Origin of the sequence: Bacillus atrophaeus, from assembly GCF_039519175.1 — a bacterium.
In the GTDB taxonomy this organism is placed as follows: Bacteria; Bacillota; Bacilli; order Bacillales; family Bacillaceae; genus Bacillus; species Bacillus atrophaeus.
In genome coordinates this window covers 221,950-244,977 of the sequence record NZ_CP154443.1, presented here as the reverse complement: position 1 = coordinate 244,977, position 23,028 = coordinate 221,950, and the positions used below count along the sequence as shown (strand labels likewise).

The following is a 23,028-nucleotide window of genomic DNA, read 5'->3' as shown; positions in this document are numbered from 1 at the left end:
AAAACAAAGAAAGAATATACTGTTGAAATGTTTTTGTTTGTATAATAAGATAATCATAAAAAAAGAAATGAATGGCCGATTCTCTGAAGGAGAGTGGAGAGCAGATGGTCTATGCCGCGGTAGATATAGGGGCGTCGAGTGGAAGAGTAATGATAGGAGAAATAAAAAATAGCAAATTATTAACAAAGGAAATTCACAGATTTGCAAACGGATTTACGACTCATAACGGGGTTTGCTGCTGGGATATTGACCATCTATTGGAGCAAACCATAAAGGGTCTGGAAAAAGTCAAATCTCTTGGCTATGAGCACTGTACCCTCGGCATTGATACGTGGGCGGTAGATTATGTTTTATTAGACCAAAAAGGAAAGCGCTTACGAGAAGTTGTCTCATATCGGGACAAAAGAACAGAACGCACGATTGACAAACTGACTGTTGCCATTTCCAAAGAAACCATTTATCAGAAAACAGGCATACAATTTTTACCCTTCAACACGATCTATCAGTTATATGAAGAGGACCATGCAGTTTTGGAAAAAACAGACCGAATTTTAATGGTGCCTGATTATTTAGGCTATTGCTTAACCGGCAACGGTGTAACAGAAGCAACCAACGCTTCTACCATGCAGCTCTTACATGCCTCAAAAAGAACATTTGATAAAGACTTGCTTGATGCGATATCCGTAAAGAAGGAGCAATTCGCACCGTTGATAGAACCGGGACAGGAACTCGGCATGCTGAAAAACGAGCGATTTCCCGCCTTTGATCTGCCGATATGCAAAGTGATAACCGTAGCCTCCCATGACACCGCCTCAGCGGTCATCGCGGCGCCCGCTGAAAGTGATGAGTGGGCCTATATCAGCAGCGGGACGTGGTCGTTAATCGGTGTGGAAAATGCTACGCCCATTCTCACTGATCTGGCTATGTATAACAACTATACAAATGAATGGGGCGCTTTTAAGACCATTCGATTCTTAAAAAATATTATCGGTATGTGGGTGTTGCAAGAAATAAGAAAACAATTAAAAGAAGATTACAGTTTTGCACAATTAGTAGAAGAAGCACAAAAAACAGAGCCATTCCAGCAATTTGTTAACTTCAACGATGATCGTTTCCTACATCCTGATAACATGATAAAGGAAATACAGGATTATTGTCGGGAAACGCACCAAAAGATTCCTCACACAGCAGGTGAATTGGCCTGCTGCATCTACACCAATCTGGCCATCATTTATGCAATTGCCATCAAGGACTTAGAACAAATCACAGAGAGACCCATTCAGCAGCTTCACATTGTCGGCGGCGGCGCTCACAATGATCTGCTAAACCAGCTAACAGCCGATATGTGCGGTAAAACGGTATACGCCGGACCGGCGGAAGCCACGGCAATCGGAAACCTGCTCATGCAAATGATTGCATCAAAAGAAATACAGGACCTAAAACAAGCACGCCTGTTGGTAAAGAACTCATTTGACATCAAAGCCTTCACTCCGCAGGAAACAGACCGGGATTCTATGATTCAATTATTTAAGCGGACAGTTTTGTAAGCGCTGTTAATTCAGATAATGAAAGCGGTGATGATCTTGAAAAGAAAAGCAGGCGTTATGTTTGTTCATCAAAATAAGTATCAGGAATACAAGAAACGTCACGACGAAATTTGGCCAGAGATGGCAGAAGCGCTGAAAGCTCATGGCGCACATAACTATTCTATTTTTCTAGACGAACAAACAGGCTGTTTATTTGCTTATTTAGAAATAGAGAGTGAAGAGAAGTGGAGCAAGATGGCGGAAACGGAGATTTGTCAAAAATGGTGGAAATCAATGTCGCCATTAATGAAAACAAATCCTGACCACAGCCCGGTTTCAAAAGACTTACAGGAAGTATTTCATTTGTCGTAATCTTTATTCAGAGAAAGGATTGAAGCCGAGATGACAAGTAATGAAAACTTTGAAAGAGCAAAACAAGAATACGAAAAATGGGGAATAAATGTAGAACAAGTTTTAGAGAAAATAAAACAAGTCCCGATTTCAATCCATTGCTGGCAGGGTGATGACATCGAAGGGTTTGAACCGAATAAGAGCGAACTTTCCGGAGGTATTGACGTGACGGGAAACCACCCCGGAAAAGCGCATACCCCTGAAGAATTAAGAAGAGATTTAGAGAAAGCACTCTCTCTTATTCCGGGAAAACACCGTGTCAACTTGCATGCCATTTATGCAGAAACAAGTGGGGAAGCTGTCGAACGTGATGAACTGCTGCCCCGCCATTTTGAAAAATGGGTGAGATGGGCAAAAGATCGCGGCCTTGGATTAGATTTTAATCCGACATTGTTTTCACACCCCAAAGCGGCCGACGGTCTTACACTCTCCCACCCTGATATAGAGATCAGGGAATTTTGGATCAATCACTGCATAGCGTGCCGACGTATCGGTGAGTATTTTGGAAAAGAATTAGGAACGCCTTGTTTAACGAACATCTGGATACCGGACGGCTATAAAGACATCCCAAGCGACAGGCTGACACCGAGAAAAAGATTAAAAGAGTCATTAGATCGAATCTTCAAGGAAAACATCAGTGAGAAACACAATCTCGACTCTGTAGAGAGCAAATTATTCGGATTGGGTTCAGAGTCATTTGTCGTCGGCTCACATGAATTTTATCTCGGCTACGCGCTTAAAAATAATAAGCTGTGCTTACTCGATACTGGCCACTTTCATCCGACAGAAGCGGTGTCAAACAAAATCTCAGCAATGCTGCTTTACAGTGACAAGCTCGCCCTGCACGTCTCGCGCCCGGTTCGCTGGGATAGTGACCATGTCATCACGTTAGACGATGAACTGCGTGAAATTGCCCTTGAAATAGTCCGTAATGAGGCATTGGATAACGTCATGATCGGCCTCGATTTCTTTGATGCCAGCATTAACCGAGTCGCCGCTTGGACAATCGGGACGCGCAATATGATTAAAGCGTTATTGTATGCAATGCTTGTGCCGAACGGACATTTAAAACAATTACAAGAAGAAGGGCGCTTCACAGAAAGGCTGGCTTTATTCGAAGAGTTCAAAACGTACCCATTCGGCGCCATCTGGGATTACTACTGCGAAGAAATGGGTGTTCCGGTAAAAGAGGCATGGCTGAAAGAAGTAAAGCAATATGAACGGGAAGTTCTGTTTAAAAGACAGGCGCCGTCCCAAACAGTGTGAGAGCTTTTATTTCCTTAACCGCGAATCATGTCGTACACTGAGGGAAAGAAAGGAGCTGTCTATATGAGACTTGAAGGGAAAAAGGTCATCGCTTTCGTCAGTGATGATTTTGAAGATTTAGAGCTTTGGTATCCTGTTTACCGGCTGAGAGAAGAAGGGGCAATCGTCCATTTGGCAGGAGAAAAGGCGAACCATCAATATAAAGGGAAATACGGTGTTCCGGCTGTTTCCGATTATGATTTCAAAAGCATTAACGTGAATGAATACGATGCGGTGCTTGTTCCAGGCGGCTGGGCTCCTGATAAACTCAGAAGATATCCGGAGGTTTTGGAGATCATTCGCACGATGAATAAAAAAGAAAAACCAATCGGCCAGATTTGTCATGCAGGCTGGGTGCTTATTTCCTCGGGAATATTGTCAGGTAAAAAAGTAACAAGCACACCGGGCATTAAGGATGATATGACAAATGCAGGGGCTGAATGGTTTGATGAAGCGGTTGTTGTAGACGGACATCTCGTTTCAAGCCGCCGCCCGCCCGACCTTCCGCAGTACGCAAAAGCGTTTGCTGACATTTTAGCGGGTGAATAATGTAAGAAAATCCGCCGACGGCCAACAGCCGCGGCGGATTTTTTAATGATCAGCTGGAAAAACCACACCGATTTGTTTTCTGGCTTCATCCATAATGTTTAAGGTCATCAACGAGCGGTCGAATGTATTTCCGGCAGATTCAAGCTGTTGTTCTTTGATTAATGTGATGAATTCGACAGCTTCATAAAACATGGCAGGTTTATCGTCGGCAACTGATATGTCCTCAACACGTCCGTCACGGTATCGAATTTCAACCTTTTCAGGCCGGTGAACGGTATCTAATATTATGGTTCCGTCTTCTCCTTGAATTTCCGCAGGGGCATAAGATGTAGCAATCTTAGAATGCATCAGAACGGCTTCCAACCCGTCATACGACAGAATAACCGTTCCCTCTCCATCAACGCCGGATGATAAGAGGTATCCGCTCGCTTTGACTTCCTTTGGTTCGCCGAACAATACAACCGCGGGATATATACAATACACTCCTATATCCATTAATGAACCATTGGACAATTCAGGCTTAAACGCATTAAGCACGGTGCCGTTTCTAAAAGCATCATATCGGGAAGAGTATTGGCAGTAGCTTGCGGTAAATCTGCGGACCTCCCCGATTTTATGTATGTGGTTTTGTATATTGACGAAATTAGGGAGAAAGGTTGTCTTCATGGCTTCCATTAAGACAACCTCATTTGCCTTAGCCGCTGAAATCATATCGGCAGCATCTTTGGCGTTTGAAGCAAGCGGTTTTTCGCACAATACATGCTTGCCGTGGTTCATAAAGAGAATGGCCTGTTCTTTATGATAAGCATTCGGGCTGGCGATGTATACGGCGTCAAAGCAGTCGCTCGCCGCCATTTCCTGAAGGTTTGAGAAAGAATGGGCGGCGCCGTGCGTTTTTGCAAATTCAGCAGCGCGTTCATCTGATCTTGAATAAACAGCAGTTAACTGAAAATCTTGAATATCAGACGCGGATTGGAGAAAACGTTCCGTAATCCAATTAGTTCCTACAATTGCAAATCGAATCATAATGATTGCTCCTTTTTATACAAGATATCTTTAATTATAGCTGTTTTTTCTGAGAAAAGGGATAAAGAGAGGCGGAAACAAATATGAAAGCGAAAACGGCGAGCTTTGGCGGCTCAAGCATTTTTTATTTTATCTGAAAATCTAAGCTATATCGGGATGGACCGCGGCAATACTACCAGTGTCAGTTGCATGAACAACAGAAAAATCCAATTCTTAAGCGGTTTTCATTTTTCATTATATGACCGATAGTGTACAATTTAAATAAAATATGTATGACGGAGGAACGACAGTGGAAACGTTGCAAACATGGAGCGGCAGATTCAAGCGATTCTTCTTAGATAATAAATTTGTCTTATTTTTACTTGTTTTGCTGCTCATCGGCTTAAATATACTGGTTTTTACCAAAACATCATTTATCTTTACTCCAATTATCGTTCTGCTCAAAACTATATCACTGCCAATTATTTTAACGGGCATTGTCTTTTATCTGCTAAATCCTATAGTCGATTTCCTTGAACGGAGAAAAGTAAAAAGGATTTATTCCATTTTGCTGCTATATATCTTAATTATCGGACTGATTACTATCACCATCGTGTCAATCATTCCATTTTTGAAAGAGCAGATCATGAGTTTGATTGATAATCTGCCAAGATATGTGGATATTGTAGAGGATCAGACCGCACAGCTGATCGGCAGTGATTTTGTCAATCAGGCGCAGCAGACGATGAATATTAATATTTCAGATCTGGCCAACAAAGTATCAGATCAGGCGGCAACAATTGTGAACAGCACATTTACAGGCGTGGGGAATTTTATCGGCGCGATTACCGAGATCGTGATTTCTATCATAACGGTGCCATTTATTCTTTTCTATCTGTTAAAAGACGGAAAGAAATTGCCGGTTTACATATTAAAATTTGTGCCGACTCGCTTAAAAGAACAGACATTCACTGTATTAAGCGAAATGAACCACCGTTTAAGTTCCTATATCAGAGGCCAGATTATCGTCAGCTTCTGCATCGGATTTTTGCTGTTTATCGGTTATCTGATTATCGGTCTAGATTATGCATCTTTGCTTGCGATCATCGCCGCATGTACAAGCATTGTTCCGTATTTGGGCCCGACAATCGCGATTACACCCGCCATTATCATTGCGCTTGTCACATCGCCTCTTATGCTGCTGAAGCTTGTGATTGTGTGGACAATCGTCCAGCTGATTGAAGGGAAACTGATTTCTCCGCAAATTATGGGGAAAAACCTTCATATTCATCCCATCACTATCATTTTCGTTCTCTTAACCGCAGGCAAGCTTTTCGGCGTTGTCGGAATTATTCTGGCAATACCCGGCTATGCCGTGGTTAAAGTGATAACAACCCATTTATTTGACTGGTTTAAAATGCGCTCCAATTTATACGGTGAAGAAAAAAATGGACGTGCTGCAGGTCATAAAAAGTAGGCATGGCCGATACTTATAGAAGACGGGCTTTCCATTAATGGAAAGCTTCAGTTTTGCCAAAAATAAATGTCTGATGAAGGGAAGAAAATCATGACTCTATGGGAGATTTTTGTAGCAGCTGTTTTAGGGATAGTAGAGGGGTTAACAGAGTACGCGCCGGTTTCTTCTACGGGACATATGATCATAGTCGATGACATCTGGCTCAAATCTAAGAGCCTCATGACGCCTGAAGCGGCAAACACATTTAAAGTGGTCATCCAGCTCGGTTCAATTCTGGCCGTAGCCATTGTTTTTAAAGACCGTATTCTGAATTTGCTGGGAATGAAAAAAAACATCACAAGCGATCAAACGAAAGGGCACAAACTGAGCATTGCCCAAATTGCAGTAGGTCTTGTTCCTGCCACAATCCTCGGCTTTTTGTTCGAAGATTACATTGATCAATATTTGTTTTCCGTCAAAACCGTAGCATTCGGTTTAATCGCCGGTGCCATATTGATGCTTGCGGCCGACTTTATGAACAAAAGAAAAGAAACAACGGAAACGGTGGACCGAATCACATATAAACAAGCGATCGGAGCCGGATTATTTCAATGTCTCGCATTATGGCCGGGCTTTTCCCGTTCAGGCTCAACAATCGCCGGAGGTGTCATTCTCGGTTTAAATCACCGAGCCGCCGCCGACTTCACTTTCATTATGGCGATTCCGATCATGATGGGCGCAAGCACTTTAACGCTTGTGAAAAACTGGGACAGCTTAAACGCTGATCTTCTGCCGTTTTTTTCCGTCGGCTTTATCAGTGCGTTCATCGTGGCTCTGTTCGTCGTCCGTTTTTTCTTACGGCTCATTAACAAAATCAAGCTTGTTCCATTCGCGATCTACAGAATCATTCTCGGCATTGTGTTGCTGATGATCTTTTTCTAAAATAAAAATAAGACCTCTGAGCAGGTCTTATTTTTTATTTAGGAATCAATAATTTAAGAATGATGCAGCAATAAAAATATCTTCCTTATCATAAATCTAATTCCATAAAACAACATTTGAAATAAATCAGCATAATCAAACCACTCGCTTCTTTTTTCTTACTTCTCTTTTCCATAACAGTCACCTCGTCTGCTATACGTACGAAAATCAAATAAAAAAGTTCCTCTAAAAAGAAAAAAACAACTTGTGTTTCAAAAAAAAATCTTCTATAATAAAACATGACGTTACAACACGGGGCCATAGCTCAGCTGGGAGAGCGCTACGCTGGCAGCGTAGAGGTCAGGGGTTCGAGCCCCCTTGGCTCCATACCTTCAAACCCTTATTCTATAAGGGTTTTTTTGTTTGTCAGGAATAGAGCTAATAACCCAAATAAGCAATTGGGGACAATTTGGAGACCAAAATTTTATTTTGAGGTCATTTAGTTGCTTTTCACCATAAATTTCGGGTTAAATTGATCTAAATATTGAGCTGTCTCATTTTCAAGTTTTTTGGTAACGTGACCGTAAATATCAGATGTTATGCGTCTGCTCGCGTGACCAGCACGTTTTTGAATTGCACTCATATTTTCGCCCACTTTGCAGTAGGGGTGGTATAGTAATAGGGTTTTCCAGTGCCACTGTGAAAAATGTATTGGTTGTCCCCACCTTCCCAGGCACCCCCGAGCATAAGCTTTTCTTTCTTCCATATGCGATAATACTTTGCTAATTCATCCATATAGAAATCCGGCATTTTAACAAAACGTTTTGAGCTGCGAGATTTAGGAGCTTTTACAAGCGGCTGCCCGTTGACTGTTTTAGAAATTGAGCGATTTACATAGAAGCCACCTCTATCCCAATCGACATCTAAATGCCACTGAAAGGCAAGCCCTTCACCACGCCGTAAACCACCAATCATAGCACCTAGAAAGTACAAACGCCATTTAATATCAATCTCATATAAAACTCGGATACATTCTTCAGCTTCATCTGTCTGAAAATACTGCATTTCTTTTGGTTCCACATGTGGCTGACTTAACCCCTCCATAGGATTGTCTTTAATGAGTTTCCATTCTTCTGTAGCAGTCTTGAACATTGCCTGTAACGTTTGAAATACATCAAGAATAGTTCGATCGCCTAATCCGCCAGGCTTTCCATCTTTTCAAATAGCCTCTTTTATTTCTGTTATTACTTTTTTCAACCATTGTAAAGGAGTTAAACCGATTGCCGGAAAATAAATCTCCGAGTTTGATTTTATAAAGCTCTCTTTTTCTTGATCAGGTATGTCTTTATTTAAAAATTCTTCACAAAATTTTATTGTGAAAACTAAGCATTCTTTACTTGATTCAGCTATAAATTCTTCCAGAGCTTGTTCTGGTGAATCCATATCCTGATGAAATGTTCCTTCTAAAAAATCACTTAATTCTTCCAGAATATCATAATTATCGTACATTGTTATTCAAAACTCCTTTTATTTTGTAGGATAACCAGTTAAAATAAACTCTCCATTTTTACTCTTTTTCAATACTATTGTGGCGTTGGTAACATCCTTAGCAACATTTGAGTCTTGGTCTACCCTTCTTCCGAGAACTTCTCCATCACCTTTGTATCTTAAAGGAAGAGTAGGTCTACTATTAGAATTAGAGAGCCATTTTTTTATTTTACTAATGTTTTTTGGATCACTCAAAACTAAACTTGCGACCTTTTCTGCAGTAGCTCTATCTTTAAATGAAGAAGATCCAGAAATTTTTGTGTCTTTTATTAATCGTTGAAATAATTCCTCGTCAGTCTTCCCAACATGTCTTTCGATAAGGTGCCCGCCTTTTGCTTCATGAGCAGCTAATCCTCCACCAGGTGCGAGAGGGGTACTATCACCCTGTTTCATATTATCTACACCATAGTTGTTAGAAGTCCCAGATTTCCTGAGAACACTCTCTTTTTTATCTTCAATAATACTTTTTAATAGAGGGGTATTTTTTGCGTTATACGTATTATCGATGTCATGAGCTATTCCAACAAGTGAAGGTTCATAATTATTTTTAGATAAAGAACTGATAAAGTCTTTTCCTTTTTTGATCCCTGTTTTAACGTGTTTAGTAGTAGCTTTTTCTCCAGCTTCGAGCACTTTATCGACCTTCGCAGCGCCTGCTTTACCCAGTTTTCCTGTAACCTTTACAGCAGAGCCAGCCCCTTTTAGTCCAACAAGGCTTCCGACCGCATAGGTAATGTAATGTGATCTTGAATACGCATCTCCGTTAACCATTTTATCATTCCACGAATCGGCTATGTTTGTCCATATGATTTTTGCATAAGAGGGCGTGTTTAATACTGTTGAAATGGTTTTGGCTAATTTTTGTTCATCGGAGAGCTGAGAGAATTCCCATGCGCCGACAGCTAAATCTTTGACGCCTGTTACCGTGTCTTTACCAACATCATAAAGGCCAACACCAACTCCTTTAACAGCATCCCAAGTCGTCTCAACAACTTCCACTGATTGTTTTAGTTGTTCAAGCTGGAGGACGTACTGCTTCTGAGCGGATGTAAGGTTCTCATATCCGATCTTCTTGGCAATTTCTAAATATTCATCCGGGTCTGTCACACCATCTGCAAGTTTCTTCTTCAGGTCCTTGATTTCACGTTCTTTTGCTTCTTCTTTTTTGATGGCTAAATAGGCTTCAGTGCGCTTTTCAATTTCGCCCTTTTTCTTATGTATGTCACTTTCACGGTATGCTTTGGCATTATAGTGAATTGGCGTAGCATTTTTTCCTTTACCTGTGGATTCCTCTAACTTTTGAAAGTCCGACTTGATAAATTGCTCGTTGGTTTCCGACTGGGCATATTCTGTCATAAGCGCTTCGTCTACAGTGCCTAGTTTTTGGACTGTTTTTTTTCGCTTATCATTCGCATCGGCGAGTTCGTCTTTGAAGTCTTCTGTTGAAAACAGATCAAGCGGGAGGATATCGTCAATATCATTCAATATGTCTTTCATGGCTTCTTTCTGTTCAGACATGATGGATTTAGATTTCGTATAGGCGTTAGACAGTTCATGTTCTAAGAAAGATTCCTCCACGTAGGCATCGGATAAGCTGGCGTCCTCTAAAACGCCAGAAATACTTGATAAAAACGCAATCTTCATGTCAACTAAATCAATCCATTGATTAGCCACACCCGCGTGATCTTTATAAAATGCTTTGATGTTATCTGCACCTTTTCCGGAAAACTCACTGTCATCTAAATCAGCTACGGCTTTAAAGGCCTTCTTTAGATTGATCATCTGACTTCTTAATTCTTTGTATTCTTTTGCACGTTTATCAGCTTCGGAAAGCAGTGATTTGGCTTCAAATACTTTCATGTTCATATCCTTTCATTTAAAAACTTCAACAAGATTTTACCATGGGAAAAAGAAGAAGCAGAATGTAATGTGGTTCAAAAGGGCGGAATGATCAATTCGATGTGTGTCATTATACCTACTATTCGAATCAGATCATTGAGATTTCTAATCCCTAGGTTCAATTGTTTTGTTTTGGCATATGTTATGTTGTGATAAAACCAAAAAAATCCAATAGAGGAGTGCTAATTATGTACTACAATCAGGTTCCTATGCTAACTCATTGGAGGCATATGCATGATCGGGAGTCTTTTGTTGATGCACAAGCGACTCGGCAGGAAACGGATATGACAGGAATCTGGCGAGGCAACGATGGAGGCGTGTACTACATCCGGCATGATGACCCCCATGTCTGGTGGGCAGGCTTTAGCGACAACGGCAGGGGGCAACACTGGACACACGTGTTTCATGGAATGCGGATGTTTGATGAGACTGGATCAGAAGTAATCTCTGGCAATTGGGCCGATGTACCGCGTGGAACGAACAGGGGCAGCGGCACCTTGGTCGTCGCCCGTAGTGGAGACCGGTTGACCAAGGTAGCCGGTGGAATTGGCGCGACTACATGGCAACGACTTCGATGGTAAAGCTAGCTGTTTGTTGTGGACTTATGCTGTAACGAATAAAAATTCCAATAGAGGAGTGCTACTTATGTACTACAATCAGGTACCTATACTAACTCATTGGAGGCAACCTGCGTACGATTTGACAGGAACCTGGCGAGGCGACGATGGAGGCATTTACTACATCCGGCATCTTGATAACAATAAGATCTGGTGGGTAGGATTAAGCGACAACGGCAGTGGTCATAATTGGACCAATGTGTTAGAAGGGGAAGTGAGTTACGATTGGAGTGGGGCGGTGGAATTAAGCGGAGAGTGGTATGATGTACCGCGTGGAACGAACAGGGGCAGCGGCATCTTGGGCTTTTCGGTACGATTGGGCGATCTCGTCAAAACATACCAAAGCAGTGGATTCGGCGCGAATAGATTGAGGAGAATATCATAGTTGTTTGGGGCACCTGAAAACAGGTGCTTTTTATGTTTAAGCTAACGGGTCGATAGTAGAATTGCGGTTGCTCTTAGGCAACCGTATTGTAGTATTAACATTAACTTAGAAATTTGGTCTAAATCGAATCATCTAATTCCTTTTAAAGAATTAACTAGAAATAATAAGTAATAAAGTAATAAGCTTAAACATACTTCACAGCTGCACGGATATCCTCTTCTTTCTTTCCTGTCTTCCTTTTCAGATCATTCAAAGTTGGTTTCTTTCCATTTAGCTTGCTTTCTAGGAACGTTTCGTGCATTGATTAGGTTACCAAGCTCTGTGCATATTACTAAGTCCTGATCTTGGTAATCGTCCCCAAACTTTTCTTTCTCGCTCTCAATAACCTTTTTTTGTTCTCTAAATTGATCTACTAATGATTCACTAAATTCAATTGTTCGTCTACTTTTTTTAGTCTTAGTATCATCGAGAATTTCCTTACCGTCATGAGACAATGTTTGTTCAACAAAAAAAGAAGGTTCTCTTCTAGGTCAACATCTTTCCAGGTAAGCCCTAGTATTTCTCCCTGACGCATTCCACAGATAATAGCGATAGCATAAGCCAAATGATACCTGTTTTGTTCATCCTCTTTAGATGTTTCAAGGAATTGGTTAGCTTGCTCTAAATCCCAAACATCAATTCTCTTGCGTTTAGGTTCTTTAGGAAGTATTACTTTTTTAGCTACATTGGTTTTGATCATCTTGTTGTCTACACCATAGTCAAGTGCTGTACTGACTATGTAGGACAAGCCACAAGTAGAAGGATCCAAAGTTGGATTTTCTGAACCTGTTAGGGACACTTGACACAGTAGGCTTGTTTGGGGAATAACCAACGGCAAATAGGGTGATACACACGGATACCGCAAGTTGATATACAATCAAGTTAATCAGTCGCCTGCTTGAGTTTGTTTATTTTTTTCACAAGCAAATTCAGGCAGACAACTTGTCCAGCCGTTATCCACGGTCTCAACCAATCAAGCAAAAGATCAGAAGAAAAGCCAAGACAAATGACCCTTTTCTTCTTGATCTTTTACTCACCATTTTTACTAATTTTTAAAGTGAAATGATTCGAAAAGATTACCCTTTGGAAAAATTATTTATGATAGGATTTTTATGAGGGGAGTGATTCAGATGGCAACTAAAAAGCTAACAGTTGAAAAAATGAAGAAAAATTATAATGGTTGGGTAAAACGCTTACCCTTTACGACAACTGGAATGGCTCTTATTTTTATTGTAGTTCAATTCGTTGTTGGATCAATGAAAGGAAAACAAATGATGACTACAGATTTCTTGATATATGCAGTGCTTTTCCTTTTATTTGGTATTATCTTGGGTTTAATTCTTAAATTTTTATACGGAAGATTTGGGGATATCTGGGAAGGTGAAGATAAAAAAGGATAAAAATACGCTTCGGCGTGTTTTTAAATAAATTCAAAGGAGAAAGAAATATGAGGAAAAAGTTAGCTTTAATTTTAGCGGTGGCAATAATGGCATTATTACCACTCAATGCTTCAGCAACTACCAAGAATGGCAGTGGCGATCAAGAGTGTCAAACATGTTCAAAAGGTAGTGACAAAGCGAAACTAATAAAAGAGATTAAAGATGTGTACAACATTGATGTAGAAACATTGAGTAACAAGGGTGTTAAAGAAGTAGAACAACTTGCAGCTGAGAAGAGTGACAAATTTAAAGATACTATTGATAAATACAAAGATTTGGGTTACAAAAAAGTAGACTTAAAAGATAAGAGTTTACTTTACAAAAATGCTCAGATTGATAAAGATAGAACGAAATCTGATTTAGAGTTTGTCTACGGTGTTTATAAAAATGAAAAAGGCGATGTCATTACATATACACTAGGATACGCCAAAGAAACTAAAAAATTCTTTAATTTTAGTGTTTTGAAAGTGCCTCATAACTCTAAACATCAAGATGATGTTACTGTGCTCATCCAGAAAAATGATAGTAATTTCAAAGTGTTTGGAAAAGATAATGCGGTTAGCTCTCCAGGTCAAATGTCAACCCAAGGATTCAGTTGGAGTGGAAAATCCTTTGCTTGTGGGATGCTTGGAGTATTAGCGTGTATTAACTACTGTGGAGTGGTTACTCTTGCATTCCCGCCTGCAGGTGTAGCATGTGATGTTGTGTGTGGAGCAGCAATGGCTGCCGCATGTGCGTAAATTTTATGAATAATGTTGTGTTGACTCTCATTTAATATGGGGGGTTTTTTTGTTTTGTCTAAAAGCTGGAAGCGCATTTCACGATGTTAGAAGCTGGGTGGGCGTTTTGCCCAGTCAGGTATCAGAGTCATTTTACGAGGGGCAAATGAAGAAATAAAAATGGCAACAAAATTTTAAAAAATATAGATTACAAAGAATTACGTCAAAGAATTAAAAAGGATGAAAGAGTCTTTGAGGCCTGTCATATCAAGGTTTATAGAGTATGTGGAATTATAGTAAAGTATGTAAGGAGAAAACTAAAAGCGTAGAGGTCAGGGGTTCGAGCCCCCTTGGCTCCATAAATATGATTGTCTGGCAAAAGCTTTTGAAGCTTTTGTTTTTTTGCTGAAACCCAGTGCCGTTGACAAATCCCAAGCAGTTTGAAATAATGACTGAGTTTAATGCTCATTTTTTCACATATTATAATGAAATAATAAATGATAAAATCCTTCGTCATAGATGCACCTATGGGGCAGGGATTAATAAAAAGCTAATGGCCTATTTCATCTATTAGCTTCTTTTGCTTTGATAAAAATGATACGCACAAGGACAATCAATCGTCAGGCCCGTCCGCGTTTTCTTCAATTTAATCAGGACATTATAGAAAGGAATGACAACATGAAGACGAAACATTACTGGGTGATTTCTTTACTTGCTGTCTTAGCTGTCGGTCCGGGGTTAATGTCCAACACCGCATTGACGGGAGTTCAAAGTCTTGTTCAAAAGACTGTGGTGACGGGGAGCTTTGCTTCACTAAATCCCATTATTATCGGAAATATGGCCTTTGCTTTATTTGTACCGATGGGTCCCTTGCTGAGAAAAAGATTCGGCGCCCGGCCGATATATATGGCATCATTGTCCGTTTTTATAGTAGGGGCGCTTCTATTTGCATTATCCAATGATATCTTATCGCTGGCGGCAGGCCGTTTTTTACAAGGAGCTGCTACCGGCGTCATGCTGATGATTATGATTCCTATGCTCGTTTTGTCATTTCAGCTGGATCGTCGGAACTACGCATTATTAGTTCTCATCGGCGGATTTTATGGTTCGGTTATTACCGGAACAATATTAGGAACAATAGCCTTAAACTACGGCCATTGGAGATGGCTGTTTTATACCTTTGGCATTCTCTCTTTAATAGGAATGATTGTAAGCTATTTCTTTCTGCAGGGTGAACAACATGCAAGCACGGAAAAGGAGAAGTCATCATTTGACATCACTGGAGCCGTTTTAACCGGATGTCTTTCTGTCACCGCAGCCTATACATTCATTCATCTGCACAAGTGGGGCTTTTCATCAGGCTATGTATGGGCAGGTATTGGCGGAAGCATTTTTATTCTCCTGATCTTATTGATAGTAGAGTATAAAGTGAAAAATCCTTTTATCTCAATTAAAATGATGCTGATTCCAAAGCCTGTACTTGGATTATTCATTATAGCTGCGGGGACTATTGCTATTGCAGTAAGCCTCTCGGCGTTTCAGGGCCTGCTTCATGAGATGTATGATATTTCACGAGAACACCTGCTTCTTTTGAATATGAGCCTTTTGATCGGAGTGGCCATTGCTGCTGTGATAAGCGCTCTCTTTTTTGATAAAATCGGACCGGGGATGCTCGGAATTATAGGTTCTCTCACTCTCGTTTTTGTTAATTTTCAATGGATTCATATAGAATCTCAAATGTCTTTATATATGTTTGCCGCCATTTTTATCATGTTGGCAGCGGGAACCGGACTGACAGTTGCCGCGGGTTTGATGGGACTGCTTTAGGCGGCCCTCTTCCGGATCTTGTAAAGAGAATGACAACTGTTCAATTTTTGAGGCTCTTTGTATATATGGGAGTGCCAATATTGATAGGCTATTTTACGAAAAAGGATTCTGCCGGCAGACTCCTGACATCGAATACAGGTGTGGATCAAGAAGGAACCCAATCATTGCATGAAGCGCTGATCGCCACCTATCACGATCTTTTTCTTGTGTCCTTTATTTTAAGTTTGATTTTAGTATGCTTATCGTTCTTTATGAATGCTACAGGCATGGGCCACAAGTTAGCTCACAAACCCCATGATAAACGTGAGAAACATGCAAAACAGGTATTTCAGCAAGTTGCCGGATTCACTCATCATAAAGTGATTCATGATAAGGAATATCGGGATGCGCTTAAAAATTTTAACAAGCCGGGTTTGACAAAAAGCGATACATGAGATACTTTTAGTAACTATATATGTTAGGGCAGAACCCTTTCTCATAACGAGAAAGGGTTTATTTTATTTTCATAATAAACTAGGTTATTGTAACTATTCTCCTCCGGTTTCCGTCAGACTACTAGTACTCTAACAGGAGACAGAACAAAAACGATTCTAATATAACTGTTCTTTTTCATACGACCGCTTGAAATGCGTATGCAGCAATGTATGAACAAGTTTGGCGTATCCGCAACTTTTTCCCTAAGGAATTGAAAAATATTAGAAGTGCAAGTAAAATTCTTAAATGTATCGTTCTTTTACACTCGTCATCTTTTAATTAAAGGAAGGTTCTTATGTCCCGAAAAAAATCAAAACTTAAACTCTTTATATCTGTATTTTTCGTTGCAGCGACTGCTCTTGGGTTGTTTGTTCTTGTGACAACTTTATCAAAACCTATCGAAACAGCCAAAGAACCTGAGGAAATTGATGAGAAGCAGGTATTTATTGACAGTCTTTCAGGTCATGCGCAAATTTTATATGAAAAATATCACGTGCTTCCCAGCATCACAATCGCTCAGGCCATTTTGGAATCAAACTGGGGAAACAGCGAACTTGCATCTGAGGCCAATAATCTGTTTGGGATTAAAGGGGATTATAAAGGAAAGCACGTCACCATGGAAACGGACGAATTTGAAAAAGGGGAAAGAAAAACGATTCGTGCAAAATTCCGGAAATACCGCACATTCTTTGAATCAATGAATGATCACGCCAAATTATTTGTCCGAGGCACGTCATGGAACAAAAAGAAATATCAGCCTGTACTAGAGGCCAAAGATTATAAAAAAGCGGCCGTTGCCCTCCAAAAATCCGGTTATGCGACAGACCCTGATTATGCAGACAAAATCAGCAGCATAGTCGAGAATTACGGTTTGGATGAATTCGATCAAGTAAACCCTTCTATCAAATCAGTAGATTTAAACGGCTCAGTTAAAGATAATGCGTTTGAAGATGTTTGGTCGAAGCCTTCTAAAGATGCAAAATCTATCAAACTATCTTCCGTACAGGATTTTGTCGGGGAGAATATTAAGGTAGTCTCTAAAAAGCAAAAAGGCCAATCAGTCTGGTACCAATTCCAAATCAATGATAAATTAGTCGGCTGGGTTGATGATTCAGCTATTCAATTGAGTGAGGAAACGTAAGCGCGGATCGGCTGCGATAATCAATATTTTAAATTTTAGTTCCAATGGAGGAAATATACGGTATAATAATTCACAGCAGTTTGTATATTCATACACCAGCGGAGGAATAAATATGCAATAGAAGAAATACGCCTGCCTTTACGATATTGGCCTATTTCACTTTTTTGCGGGCGTTCTTTTTATTTTGTATCGAGCTCTATAATGCAGATAACCTTGAACTGAACGAAAAAGGGTACTACATTCTGTGATGATTCTTGTGGCGGTTGGCGCAATCCTCACTCAAAAGGTGACAAGAGACAACGCGGAAGATAACGACATCATTGCTGAGCAGGAAAAAAACAAAACCACTCACATGCAGAATGAAAAAGCTGGCGCCGACGCGCCAGCTTTTTTGCTGTTATCCTGTAAATACTTCACCGTCAGGATAGCGGATATTTGATTTTTCAGTTTTGGCGAATGAAAAAACCAATGTCAAAGGGCCGATTCTTCCAATAAACATTATAACAATGATGATACATTTGCCGGCTGTTGACAATTCCGGGGTCAGACCCATAGACAACCCGACTGTACCAAAAGCTGAAAAGGTCTCAAATACGATCTGAAGAAATGGAGCATGTTCTGTGATAGTGAGGGCAAAAATGCCTATAAACACTATAAATAAACTGATGACGCTGACAGCTAAGGATTTAATGATCACGGCGTGTTTAACGGTACGGCGGAAAATAACGGTATCTTTATTTCCTTTTAAAAACGCGATAACAGACATCATGATAACGATAAAGGTAGTCAGTTTTATTCCGCTCGCTGTAGAACCGCTGCCGGCACCGATAAACATCAGAAGCAAAATGAACACAAGAGTGCACTCTCTCATGCTGCCGAAATCAACAGAGTTAAATCCGGCAGTTCGAGGGGTCACAGCTTGAAAATACGAGGCCCATAGCTTATCAGTAAAATGCATAGAGCTGAGAGTGCCTGGATTGCTGTATTCAAGAGTCAGAATCACAAGCATTGCAAGTACGTTTAATAAAAGGGTGCCTGAAAGCATCAGTTTAGTATGAAGCGAAAACGCCTTAAACCGGCGATATGTCCATATATCATACAAAACCGTAAACCCGATTCCTCCTGTAATAAATAAGAAGGTAATGATAATATTGACCGCAGGATCATTTGCAAAACCCATTAAATTATCCGGCCATAAAGAAAACCCGGCGTTGTTAAAAGCGGATACTGCGTGAAATAAACTGGTAAAAAGGCCGTATCCCCATCCGTATTCAGGTACAAAACGAAAAGACAAAAGGAAAAAGGCTGTCAATTCAATGCTGATTGAAAACATAAACAGTACTTTTACGAGACGTATCACTCCGCCGATTGTTGATTGATTCAACGCTTCTTGAACGAGCATTCTTTCTTTCAGGCCGATTTTTTTCCCTAACATAATGACGATGAGCACGGCGAATGTCATAAAACCAAGGCCGCCGATCTGGATCAGAGCCATGATGACAATCTGGCCAAATACAGTAAATTCAGTCCCGGTATCAACAACAGCCAGCCCTGTAACTGTAGTCGCCGAAGCAGACGTAAAAAGAGCATCAATCCACGTTAAAGGCCCATTTGACGCGATTGGCAGCTTTAGCATCAATGAACCTATCATAATTGTAAGGAAAAAACCTATCGCTAGCACTTGCGGCGGGGAAAAACGAACCCATTTGATCACAGTTTCCTTTTGAAACGTCACCTTCGTCTACATCCCTTCGTTTTCAAAACGTTTAATATCTCTTTTATGGCCCATCAGCACAAGACAGTCTTGTTCATGGATGACCGCTTCCGGCGCGGGAGAAACGTTAATCTCACCATTATGCTTAATGGCCAGAATGGTGCAGCCGTATTTTGCCCTCACATTCAAATCAAGTATAGATTTAAAATGCAGTTTTTTCGTAGCGAGCAATTCGACGATACTGTATTCCTCAGATAAATCAATGTAGTCGAGAACATTTTCGTCAGAAAGGCTTTGCGCGATTCTAATTCCCATGTCTTTTTCGGGATGGATGATCCGATCGGCGCCTATTTTTTCAAGCACTTTATGATGATAATAATTTTGAGCCTTCACCCAGATATTCGGTATGTCCATCTCTTTTAATAATAACGTTGTCAGAGTGCTTGCTTGGATATTTGCTCCGATCGCGACAATGACATATTCGAAATTGCGGATCCCCAATGAATTCATCTCATTTTCTTCCGTCGCATTTGCAACAACCGAATGAGTTGCAAAGGAGGAGTGCGCGTTTACTTTATCTTCATTTATATCTACTGCCAGCACTTCATGGCCCATTCTGTGCAGCTCTTTACAGATGCTTCCCCCAAAACGGCCGAGACCGATTACAGCAAATTGTTTATTTTTTATTCTCCCCAATTTTCATGACTCCTTATAAACATAATGATCTATCGTAAAAAGATAAAAAAAGACCATTACAAAAAATGGCCGCAGAATAGACCTCCTCTCTGTATACGCCTGCGAGGTTAGCTGTCGGGTTAGGGATTCAGAGTACCCCTTCTTACAACGTAAGATTCACCCCAAGATCGCTTTTTGAAACGATCGAAAATGGTTCCCCCGTTCATGTGTGATTAAGCGGTAAAAGAGACTGTATTGATGGATCACTCAAGAATGTACTCCTGTTTCAAGTGTTTGTCAATAAAATTTATAAGATGGGAAAAATACAAAAAAAAGACCGATACAAGCAAGTACTGCTTGTGCCGGTCCTTTGAAAAGATTAGTTGCAATTACAAGGCTTTGTAGGCGGTGTGCTGCGCTTTTCTACAACAATGCTATCTTCCGCATAAAACTTCGAACCGATGCTCAAAGATTTATTTTCTGCACGGAAAGTATATGTACCGGCAGCAGGAAGTGTTTTATTGTTTAACTTCAATTTAAATTCTGCAGCGCCTAGTAAATCAAGGTTCAATGGAAGTCTTACCGTTTTTCCGTTATTAAGAATCTGTCTTTCGCGCAACGCATGCCCGTTGACAAAATCCTTTGTTGTCGCAGTAAATCCGCTCGGTAATGTAAACTCCATCACACCTAAACTAAGAATCGTGTTTGGACGGTAAGTCAATTCAATATCAGAAAACGACCATTCTTGTTTGCTTGTGCCAGTGATTTTTGCAAATAAGGATGCAGTTGCTGTCGTATGCATAGTAGGTTCATTGGCAGCTGACTTAGATTCAGCCGCAAAAGAAGTAGCAGGAACGGCCATCAGTAATACAAGGCCCAATAAACTTGTGATCAAAGAAGCGAATAGCTTATGTTTCATGTTAGTTAAATCCCCCTAAAAGTAGTTGTAATTGTAAATCCTGGCCCACCCTTATTTTCACCTCCTTCGAGGATTGTCGACCAATTTTTACCTATTAAAATTATCATCAATTGTTTTGGAAGTAAATGGGTTGTTATTCCTATATTTTCAAGATGATTATCATGCAAAAAAAAACACAAAACGACAAAATGAAAGAAAAAAACGCCTGTTTTCACTCAGGCGTTTTTCCTTCGGTTTCTATAGGGATAAATTTGAAAATCTCTCCGCTCTGAACGGATTCTGCAAGCCGCTTCAGCCAATCATAATATGCTTTAGAGCTTTCCAGCTGTTCATATAAATGCCTGGCTTCATTTCTTGATTCCTCATGAAGTTCTTCCTTCTCCAGCACTGTTTGTAAATCAGCCTGGGCCTCCTCAATCGCTTTCAGATTAACCTGAACCTCCCGCTCCCATTTAGGAGGGAAAAAATTCGTGAAAAACTTAAAGAAATCCTTTTCCGCCACAAATGTATGCTTTCTGATTCCGCGGTGAAAGGTTTTTTTCACGACATTTAAATCCTGAAGCTTCTTTACCCCGGTGCTCATGCTGGGCTTGCTCATTTGCAATTCCTCGCGCATTTCATCAAGCGTCATTTCATCCCGCATATACATTGTTCCATATAATATCCCGACACTGCGGGTGATTCCGTAGAGATCCATCGTTTCAGCAATTGAATCTATCACAAGATCTCTTGCTTGTTCTATAGCTGCGAATTCTGGATTTTCATCCATACTGTCCCTCTTTTCCTTTAGAAGATTAAATTTGTTAAGTCATTTCTTTATGTTCTTTATCTTAACGAAACACAGAGAAAAGTCAAAACAAAAAATAAAACAAGCAGGCTTTGACAGCATAAAAACCATATGATACATTTAAATTGTTAAAAACATTAAATTTTTATTTAACAAACTTACTTTTCGGTAAGGAGGGCTTATATGAGTCAAACATTATATGTTGACGGTGAATGGATCAGCGCAGAAAAAAAGCAGATCCGAAGCATTATCAATCCATTTAATCAAGAAGAAATTGCAACAGTCAGCGAAGGGGAACGGGAGGATGCTGTAAAAGCAATCGCAGCCGCCCGAAGAGCCTTTGATGAAGGAGAATGGTCAAACCTTCCGGGACTGGAACGCGGCAAGATTGTTCTGAAAATTGCGGAATTAATCAGACGAGATCTGGACGAATTAGCAGAACTTGAATCGCTCGATACTGGAAAAACATTAGAGGAAAGCAAAGCGGATATGGATGATATCGCAAATGTCTTCCAATATTACGCCGGACTTGCGGATAAAGACGGAGGAGAAGTTATTGCATCTCCGATTCCCGATTCAGAAAGCAGAGTCGTCAGAGAACCGATCGGCGTCTGCGGACAGATTACCCCTTGGAATTATCCGCTCTTGCAAGCAAGCTGGAAAATCGCTCCGGCATTGGCTGCTGGAAACACGATCGTCCTCAAGCCGAGTGAAATCACGCCGCTGACGACAATCAAAGTATTCAAGCTGATGGAGGAAGCCGGAATTCCAAAAGGTGTCGCAAACCTAGTATTAGGCCCTGGCGCAACGGTGGGTGACGAGCTTGCCAGAAACATAGATGTTGATTTGGTTTCATTTACAGGCGGCATCGAAACAGGCAAAAAAATCATGCAGGCCGCAAGCGGAAACGTCAAAAAAATTGCGCTTGAGCTGGGCGGTAAAAATCCGAATATCGTCTTTAAAGATGCTGATTTGGAAACGGCTGTTGATCAGGCGCTGAACGCCGTTTTCTTCCATGCCGGCCAAGTCTGCTCCGCAGGATCAAGATTGCTTGTGGATGAAGCCATTCATGATCAGTTTTTAGAAGAGATTGTGAAACGGACGAAGCGCATTAAGCTCGGAAATGGCTTCCATGAGGATACAGAAAGCGGACCGCTTATTTCTGCGGAACATAGAGCTAAGGTTGAAAAATATGTGGAAATCGGGATCGAAGAAGGTGCAAAGCTGGAAACAGGCGGCAAACGCCCTGAAGACCCAGCGCTTCAAAATGGCTTTTTCTATGAACCTACGATTTTCTCAAACTGTAAATCTGGCATGAGAATTGTTCAGGAAGAAGTGTTCGGCCCTGTTTTAACAGTTGAAACCTTCAGCTCAGAAGAAGAGGTTATCGCACTTGCGAACGATACCATTTATGGTTTGGCCGGAGCGGTTTGGTCAAAGGATATTGAAAAATGTGAACGTGTAGCCGCTCGTTTGAGAATGGGTACAGTTTGGATCAACGACTTCCACCCATACTTTGCACAAGCGCCTTGGGGCGGTTATAAGCAATCCGGATTTGGACGCGAACTTGGTAAAATCGGGTTTGAAGAATATACAGAAGTCAAACACATATACCGCAATACAAAACCAGCTGCAGTTAATTGGTTTCATTCATAAGAAGGAGGAGATTATA

At 40.7% G+C, this 23,028-nt stretch carries 20 protein-coding genes, 1 tRNA gene, 2 pseudogenes and 1 riboswitch; of the genes and pseudogenes, 13 read left to right on the top strand and 10 right to left on the bottom strand.

What is annotated here, in order from left to right:
• Positions 1-104: 104 nt before the first annotated feature.
• The 4 genes from rhaB (at position 105) to AAHT65_RS01380 (ending at position 3,791) form a co-directional block, all read left to right on the top strand.
• The gene (gene rhaB / locus AAHT65_RS01395) at positions 105-1,547 is read left to right on the top strand and encodes a rhamnulokinase (RefSeq protein WP_343310869.1); all 1,443 of its coding nucleotides are present in this window, start codon (positions 105-107) and stop codon (positions 1,545-1,547) included.
• A 36-nt stretch (positions 1,548-1,583) separates the two neighbouring features.
• Positions 1,584-1,898, top strand: a complete 315-nt coding sequence (gene rhaM / locus AAHT65_RS01390) for an L-rhamnose mutarotase (RefSeq protein WP_004429944.1) — start codon at positions 1,584-1,586, stop codon at positions 1,896-1,898.
• Positions 1,899-1,928: 30 nt separating this feature from the next.
• Positions 1,929-3,203 (top strand): L-rhamnose isomerase, encoded by a 1,275-nt coding sequence (rhaA, locus tag AAHT65_RS01385; RefSeq protein WP_088117848.1) that lies wholly within the window; start codon positions 1,929-1,931, stop codon positions 3,201-3,203.
• Positions 3,204-3,266: 63 nt separating this feature from the next.
• The gene (locus tag AAHT65_RS01380; protein WP_004429950.1) at positions 3,267-3,791 is read left to right on the top strand and encodes a type 1 glutamine amidotransferase domain-containing protein; all 525 of its coding nucleotides are present in this window, start codon (positions 3,267-3,269) and stop codon (positions 3,789-3,791) included.
• 42 nt (positions 3,792-3,833) lie between these two features.
• Here the strand turns inward: AAHT65_RS01380 and AAHT65_RS01375 are convergent, their stop codons facing one another.
• Positions 3,834-4,817 carry a Gfo/Idh/MocA family oxidoreductase gene (locus AAHT65_RS01375; RefSeq protein ID WP_343310868.1) on the bottom strand — a complete coding sequence of 328 codons (984 nt, stop codon included), beginning with the start codon at positions 4,815-4,817 and terminating at the stop codon, positions 3,834-3,836.
• A 289-nt stretch (positions 4,818-5,106) separates the two neighbouring features.
• On the opposite strand from AAHT65_RS01375, the gene AAHT65_RS01370 reads away from it, so the two are divergent.
• The 3 genes from AAHT65_RS01370 (at position 5,107) to AAHT65_RS01360 (ending at position 7,560) form a co-directional block, all read left to right on the top strand.
• Positions 5,107-6,273 (top strand): AI-2E family transporter, encoded by a 1,167-nt coding sequence (locus AAHT65_RS01370; protein ID WP_004429956.1) that lies wholly within the window; start codon positions 5,107-5,109, stop codon positions 6,271-6,273.
• Between the two features lie 90 nt (positions 6,274-6,363).
• On the top strand, positions 6,364-7,194 hold the full coding sequence (locus AAHT65_RS01365; protein WP_035175263.1) for an undecaprenyl-diphosphate phosphatase: 831 nt from the start codon (positions 6,364-6,366) through the stop codon (positions 7,192-7,194).
• A gap of 293 nt (positions 7,195-7,487) precedes the next feature.
• Positions 7,488-7,560: transfer RNA gene (locus tag AAHT65_RS01360), tRNA-Ala, on the top strand.
• A 112-nt stretch (positions 7,561-7,672) separates the two neighbouring features.
• Here the strand turns inward: AAHT65_RS01360 and AAHT65_RS01355 are convergent.
• From AAHT65_RS01355 to AAHT65_RS01335, 5 genes are all read right to left on the bottom strand, one after another.
• Positions 7,673-7,816, bottom strand: coding sequence for a hypothetical protein (locus AAHT65_RS01355; protein ID WP_343310867.1), 144 nt, complete (start codon positions 7,814-7,816; stop codon positions 7,673-7,675).
• The gene (locus AAHT65_RS01350; protein WP_343310866.1) at positions 7,813-8,253 is read right to left on the bottom strand and encodes a hypothetical protein; all 441 of its coding nucleotides are present in this window, start codon (positions 8,251-8,253) and stop codon (positions 7,813-7,815) included. The genes AAHT65_RS01355 and AAHT65_RS01350 overlap by 4 nt, the downstream gene beginning before the upstream one ends.
• A 138-nt stretch (positions 8,254-8,391) precedes the next feature.
• A complete protein-coding gene (locus AAHT65_RS01345; protein ID WP_343310865.1) occupies positions 8,392-8,682 on the bottom strand; it encodes a contact-dependent growth inhibition system immunity protein in 291 nt (96 codons plus the stop codon).
• 18 nt (positions 8,683-8,700) lie between these two features.
• Positions 8,701-10,581 (bottom strand): ribonuclease YeeF family protein, encoded by a 1,881-nt coding sequence (locus AAHT65_RS01340; RefSeq protein WP_343310864.1) that lies wholly within the window; start codon positions 10,579-10,581, stop codon positions 8,701-8,703.
• Positions 10,582-12,034: 1,453 nt separating this feature from the next.
• Complete coding sequence (locus AAHT65_RS01335) at positions 12,035-12,361, bottom strand: tyrosine-type recombinase/integrase (RefSeq protein ID WP_343310863.1); 327 nt, start codon at positions 12,359-12,361, stop codon at positions 12,035-12,037.
• A gap of 430 nt (positions 12,362-12,791) precedes the next feature.
• Between AAHT65_RS01335 and AAHT65_RS01330 the strand changes: the two genes are divergently transcribed.
• The 5 genes and pseudogenes from AAHT65_RS01330 to AAHT65_RS01310 all read left to right on the top strand — a co-directional run bounded on the left by AAHT65_RS01330 (position 12,792) and on the right by AAHT65_RS01310 (position 17,624).
• Positions 12,792-13,061, top strand: a complete 270-nt coding sequence (locus AAHT65_RS01330; protein WP_343310862.1) for a hypothetical protein — start codon at positions 12,792-12,794, stop codon at positions 13,059-13,061.
• Positions 13,062-13,108: 47 nt separating this feature from the next.
• The gene (locus AAHT65_RS01325) at positions 13,109-13,840 is read left to right on the top strand and encodes a putative immunity/bacteriocin fusion bifunctional protein (protein ID WP_343310861.1); all 732 of its coding nucleotides are present in this window, start codon (positions 13,109-13,111) and stop codon (positions 13,838-13,840) included.
• Positions 13,841-14,497: 657 nt separating this feature from the next.
• A pseudogene (locus AAHT65_RS01320) lies at positions 14,498-16,080 on the top strand (MFS transporter).
• Between the two features lie 335 nt (positions 16,081-16,415).
• Positions 16,416-17,261, top strand: coding sequence for a glucosaminidase domain-containing protein (locus AAHT65_RS01315; protein WP_010789279.1), 846 nt, complete (start codon positions 16,416-16,418; stop codon positions 17,259-17,261).
• 110 nt (positions 17,262-17,371) lie between these two features.
• Positions 17,372-17,624: pseudogene (locus AAHT65_RS01310) on the top strand (YiaA/YiaB family inner membrane protein).
• A 34-nt stretch (positions 17,625-17,658) separates the two neighbouring features.
• Here the strand turns inward: AAHT65_RS01310 and AAHT65_RS01305 are convergent.
• The 4 genes from AAHT65_RS01305 to cudC form a co-directional block, all read right to left on the bottom strand.
• On the bottom strand, positions 17,659-18,996 hold the full coding sequence (locus tag AAHT65_RS01305) for a TrkH family potassium uptake protein (RefSeq protein ID WP_088117843.1): 1,338 nt from the start codon (positions 18,994-18,996) through the stop codon (positions 17,659-17,661).
• Positions 18,997-19,002: 6 nt separating this feature from the next.
• Positions 19,003-19,671 carry a potassium channel family protein gene (locus AAHT65_RS01300; protein WP_003327214.1) on the bottom strand — a complete coding sequence of 223 codons (669 nt, stop codon included), beginning with the start codon at positions 19,669-19,671 and terminating at the stop codon, positions 19,003-19,005.
• Between the two features lie 80 nt (positions 19,672-19,751).
• A riboswitch (cyclic di-AMP (ydaO/yuaA leader) is annotated at positions 19,752-19,900 on the bottom strand.
• Positions 19,901-20,029: 129 nt separating this feature from the next.
• Positions 20,030-20,569 carry a biofilm surface layer hydrophobin BslA gene (gene bslA / locus AAHT65_RS01295; RefSeq protein WP_003327215.1) on the bottom strand — a complete coding sequence of 180 codons (540 nt, stop codon included), beginning with the start codon at positions 20,567-20,569 and terminating at the stop codon, positions 20,030-20,032.
• A gap of 211 nt (positions 20,570-20,780) precedes the next feature.
• Positions 20,781-21,338 (bottom strand): choline uptake/conversion transcriptional regulator CudC, encoded by a 558-nt coding sequence (gene cudC, locus AAHT65_RS01290; protein WP_003327216.1) that lies wholly within the window; start codon positions 21,336-21,338, stop codon positions 20,781-20,783.
• Positions 21,339-21,539: 201 nt separating this feature from the next.
• Here cudC and betB point away from each other — a divergent pair, with 201 nt between their 5' ends.
• On the top strand, positions 21,540-23,012 hold the full coding sequence (gene betB / locus AAHT65_RS01285; protein WP_343310860.1) for a betaine-aldehyde dehydrogenase: 1,473 nt from the start codon (positions 21,540-21,542) through the stop codon (positions 23,010-23,012).
• Positions 23,013-23,028 lie beyond the last annotated feature (16 nt).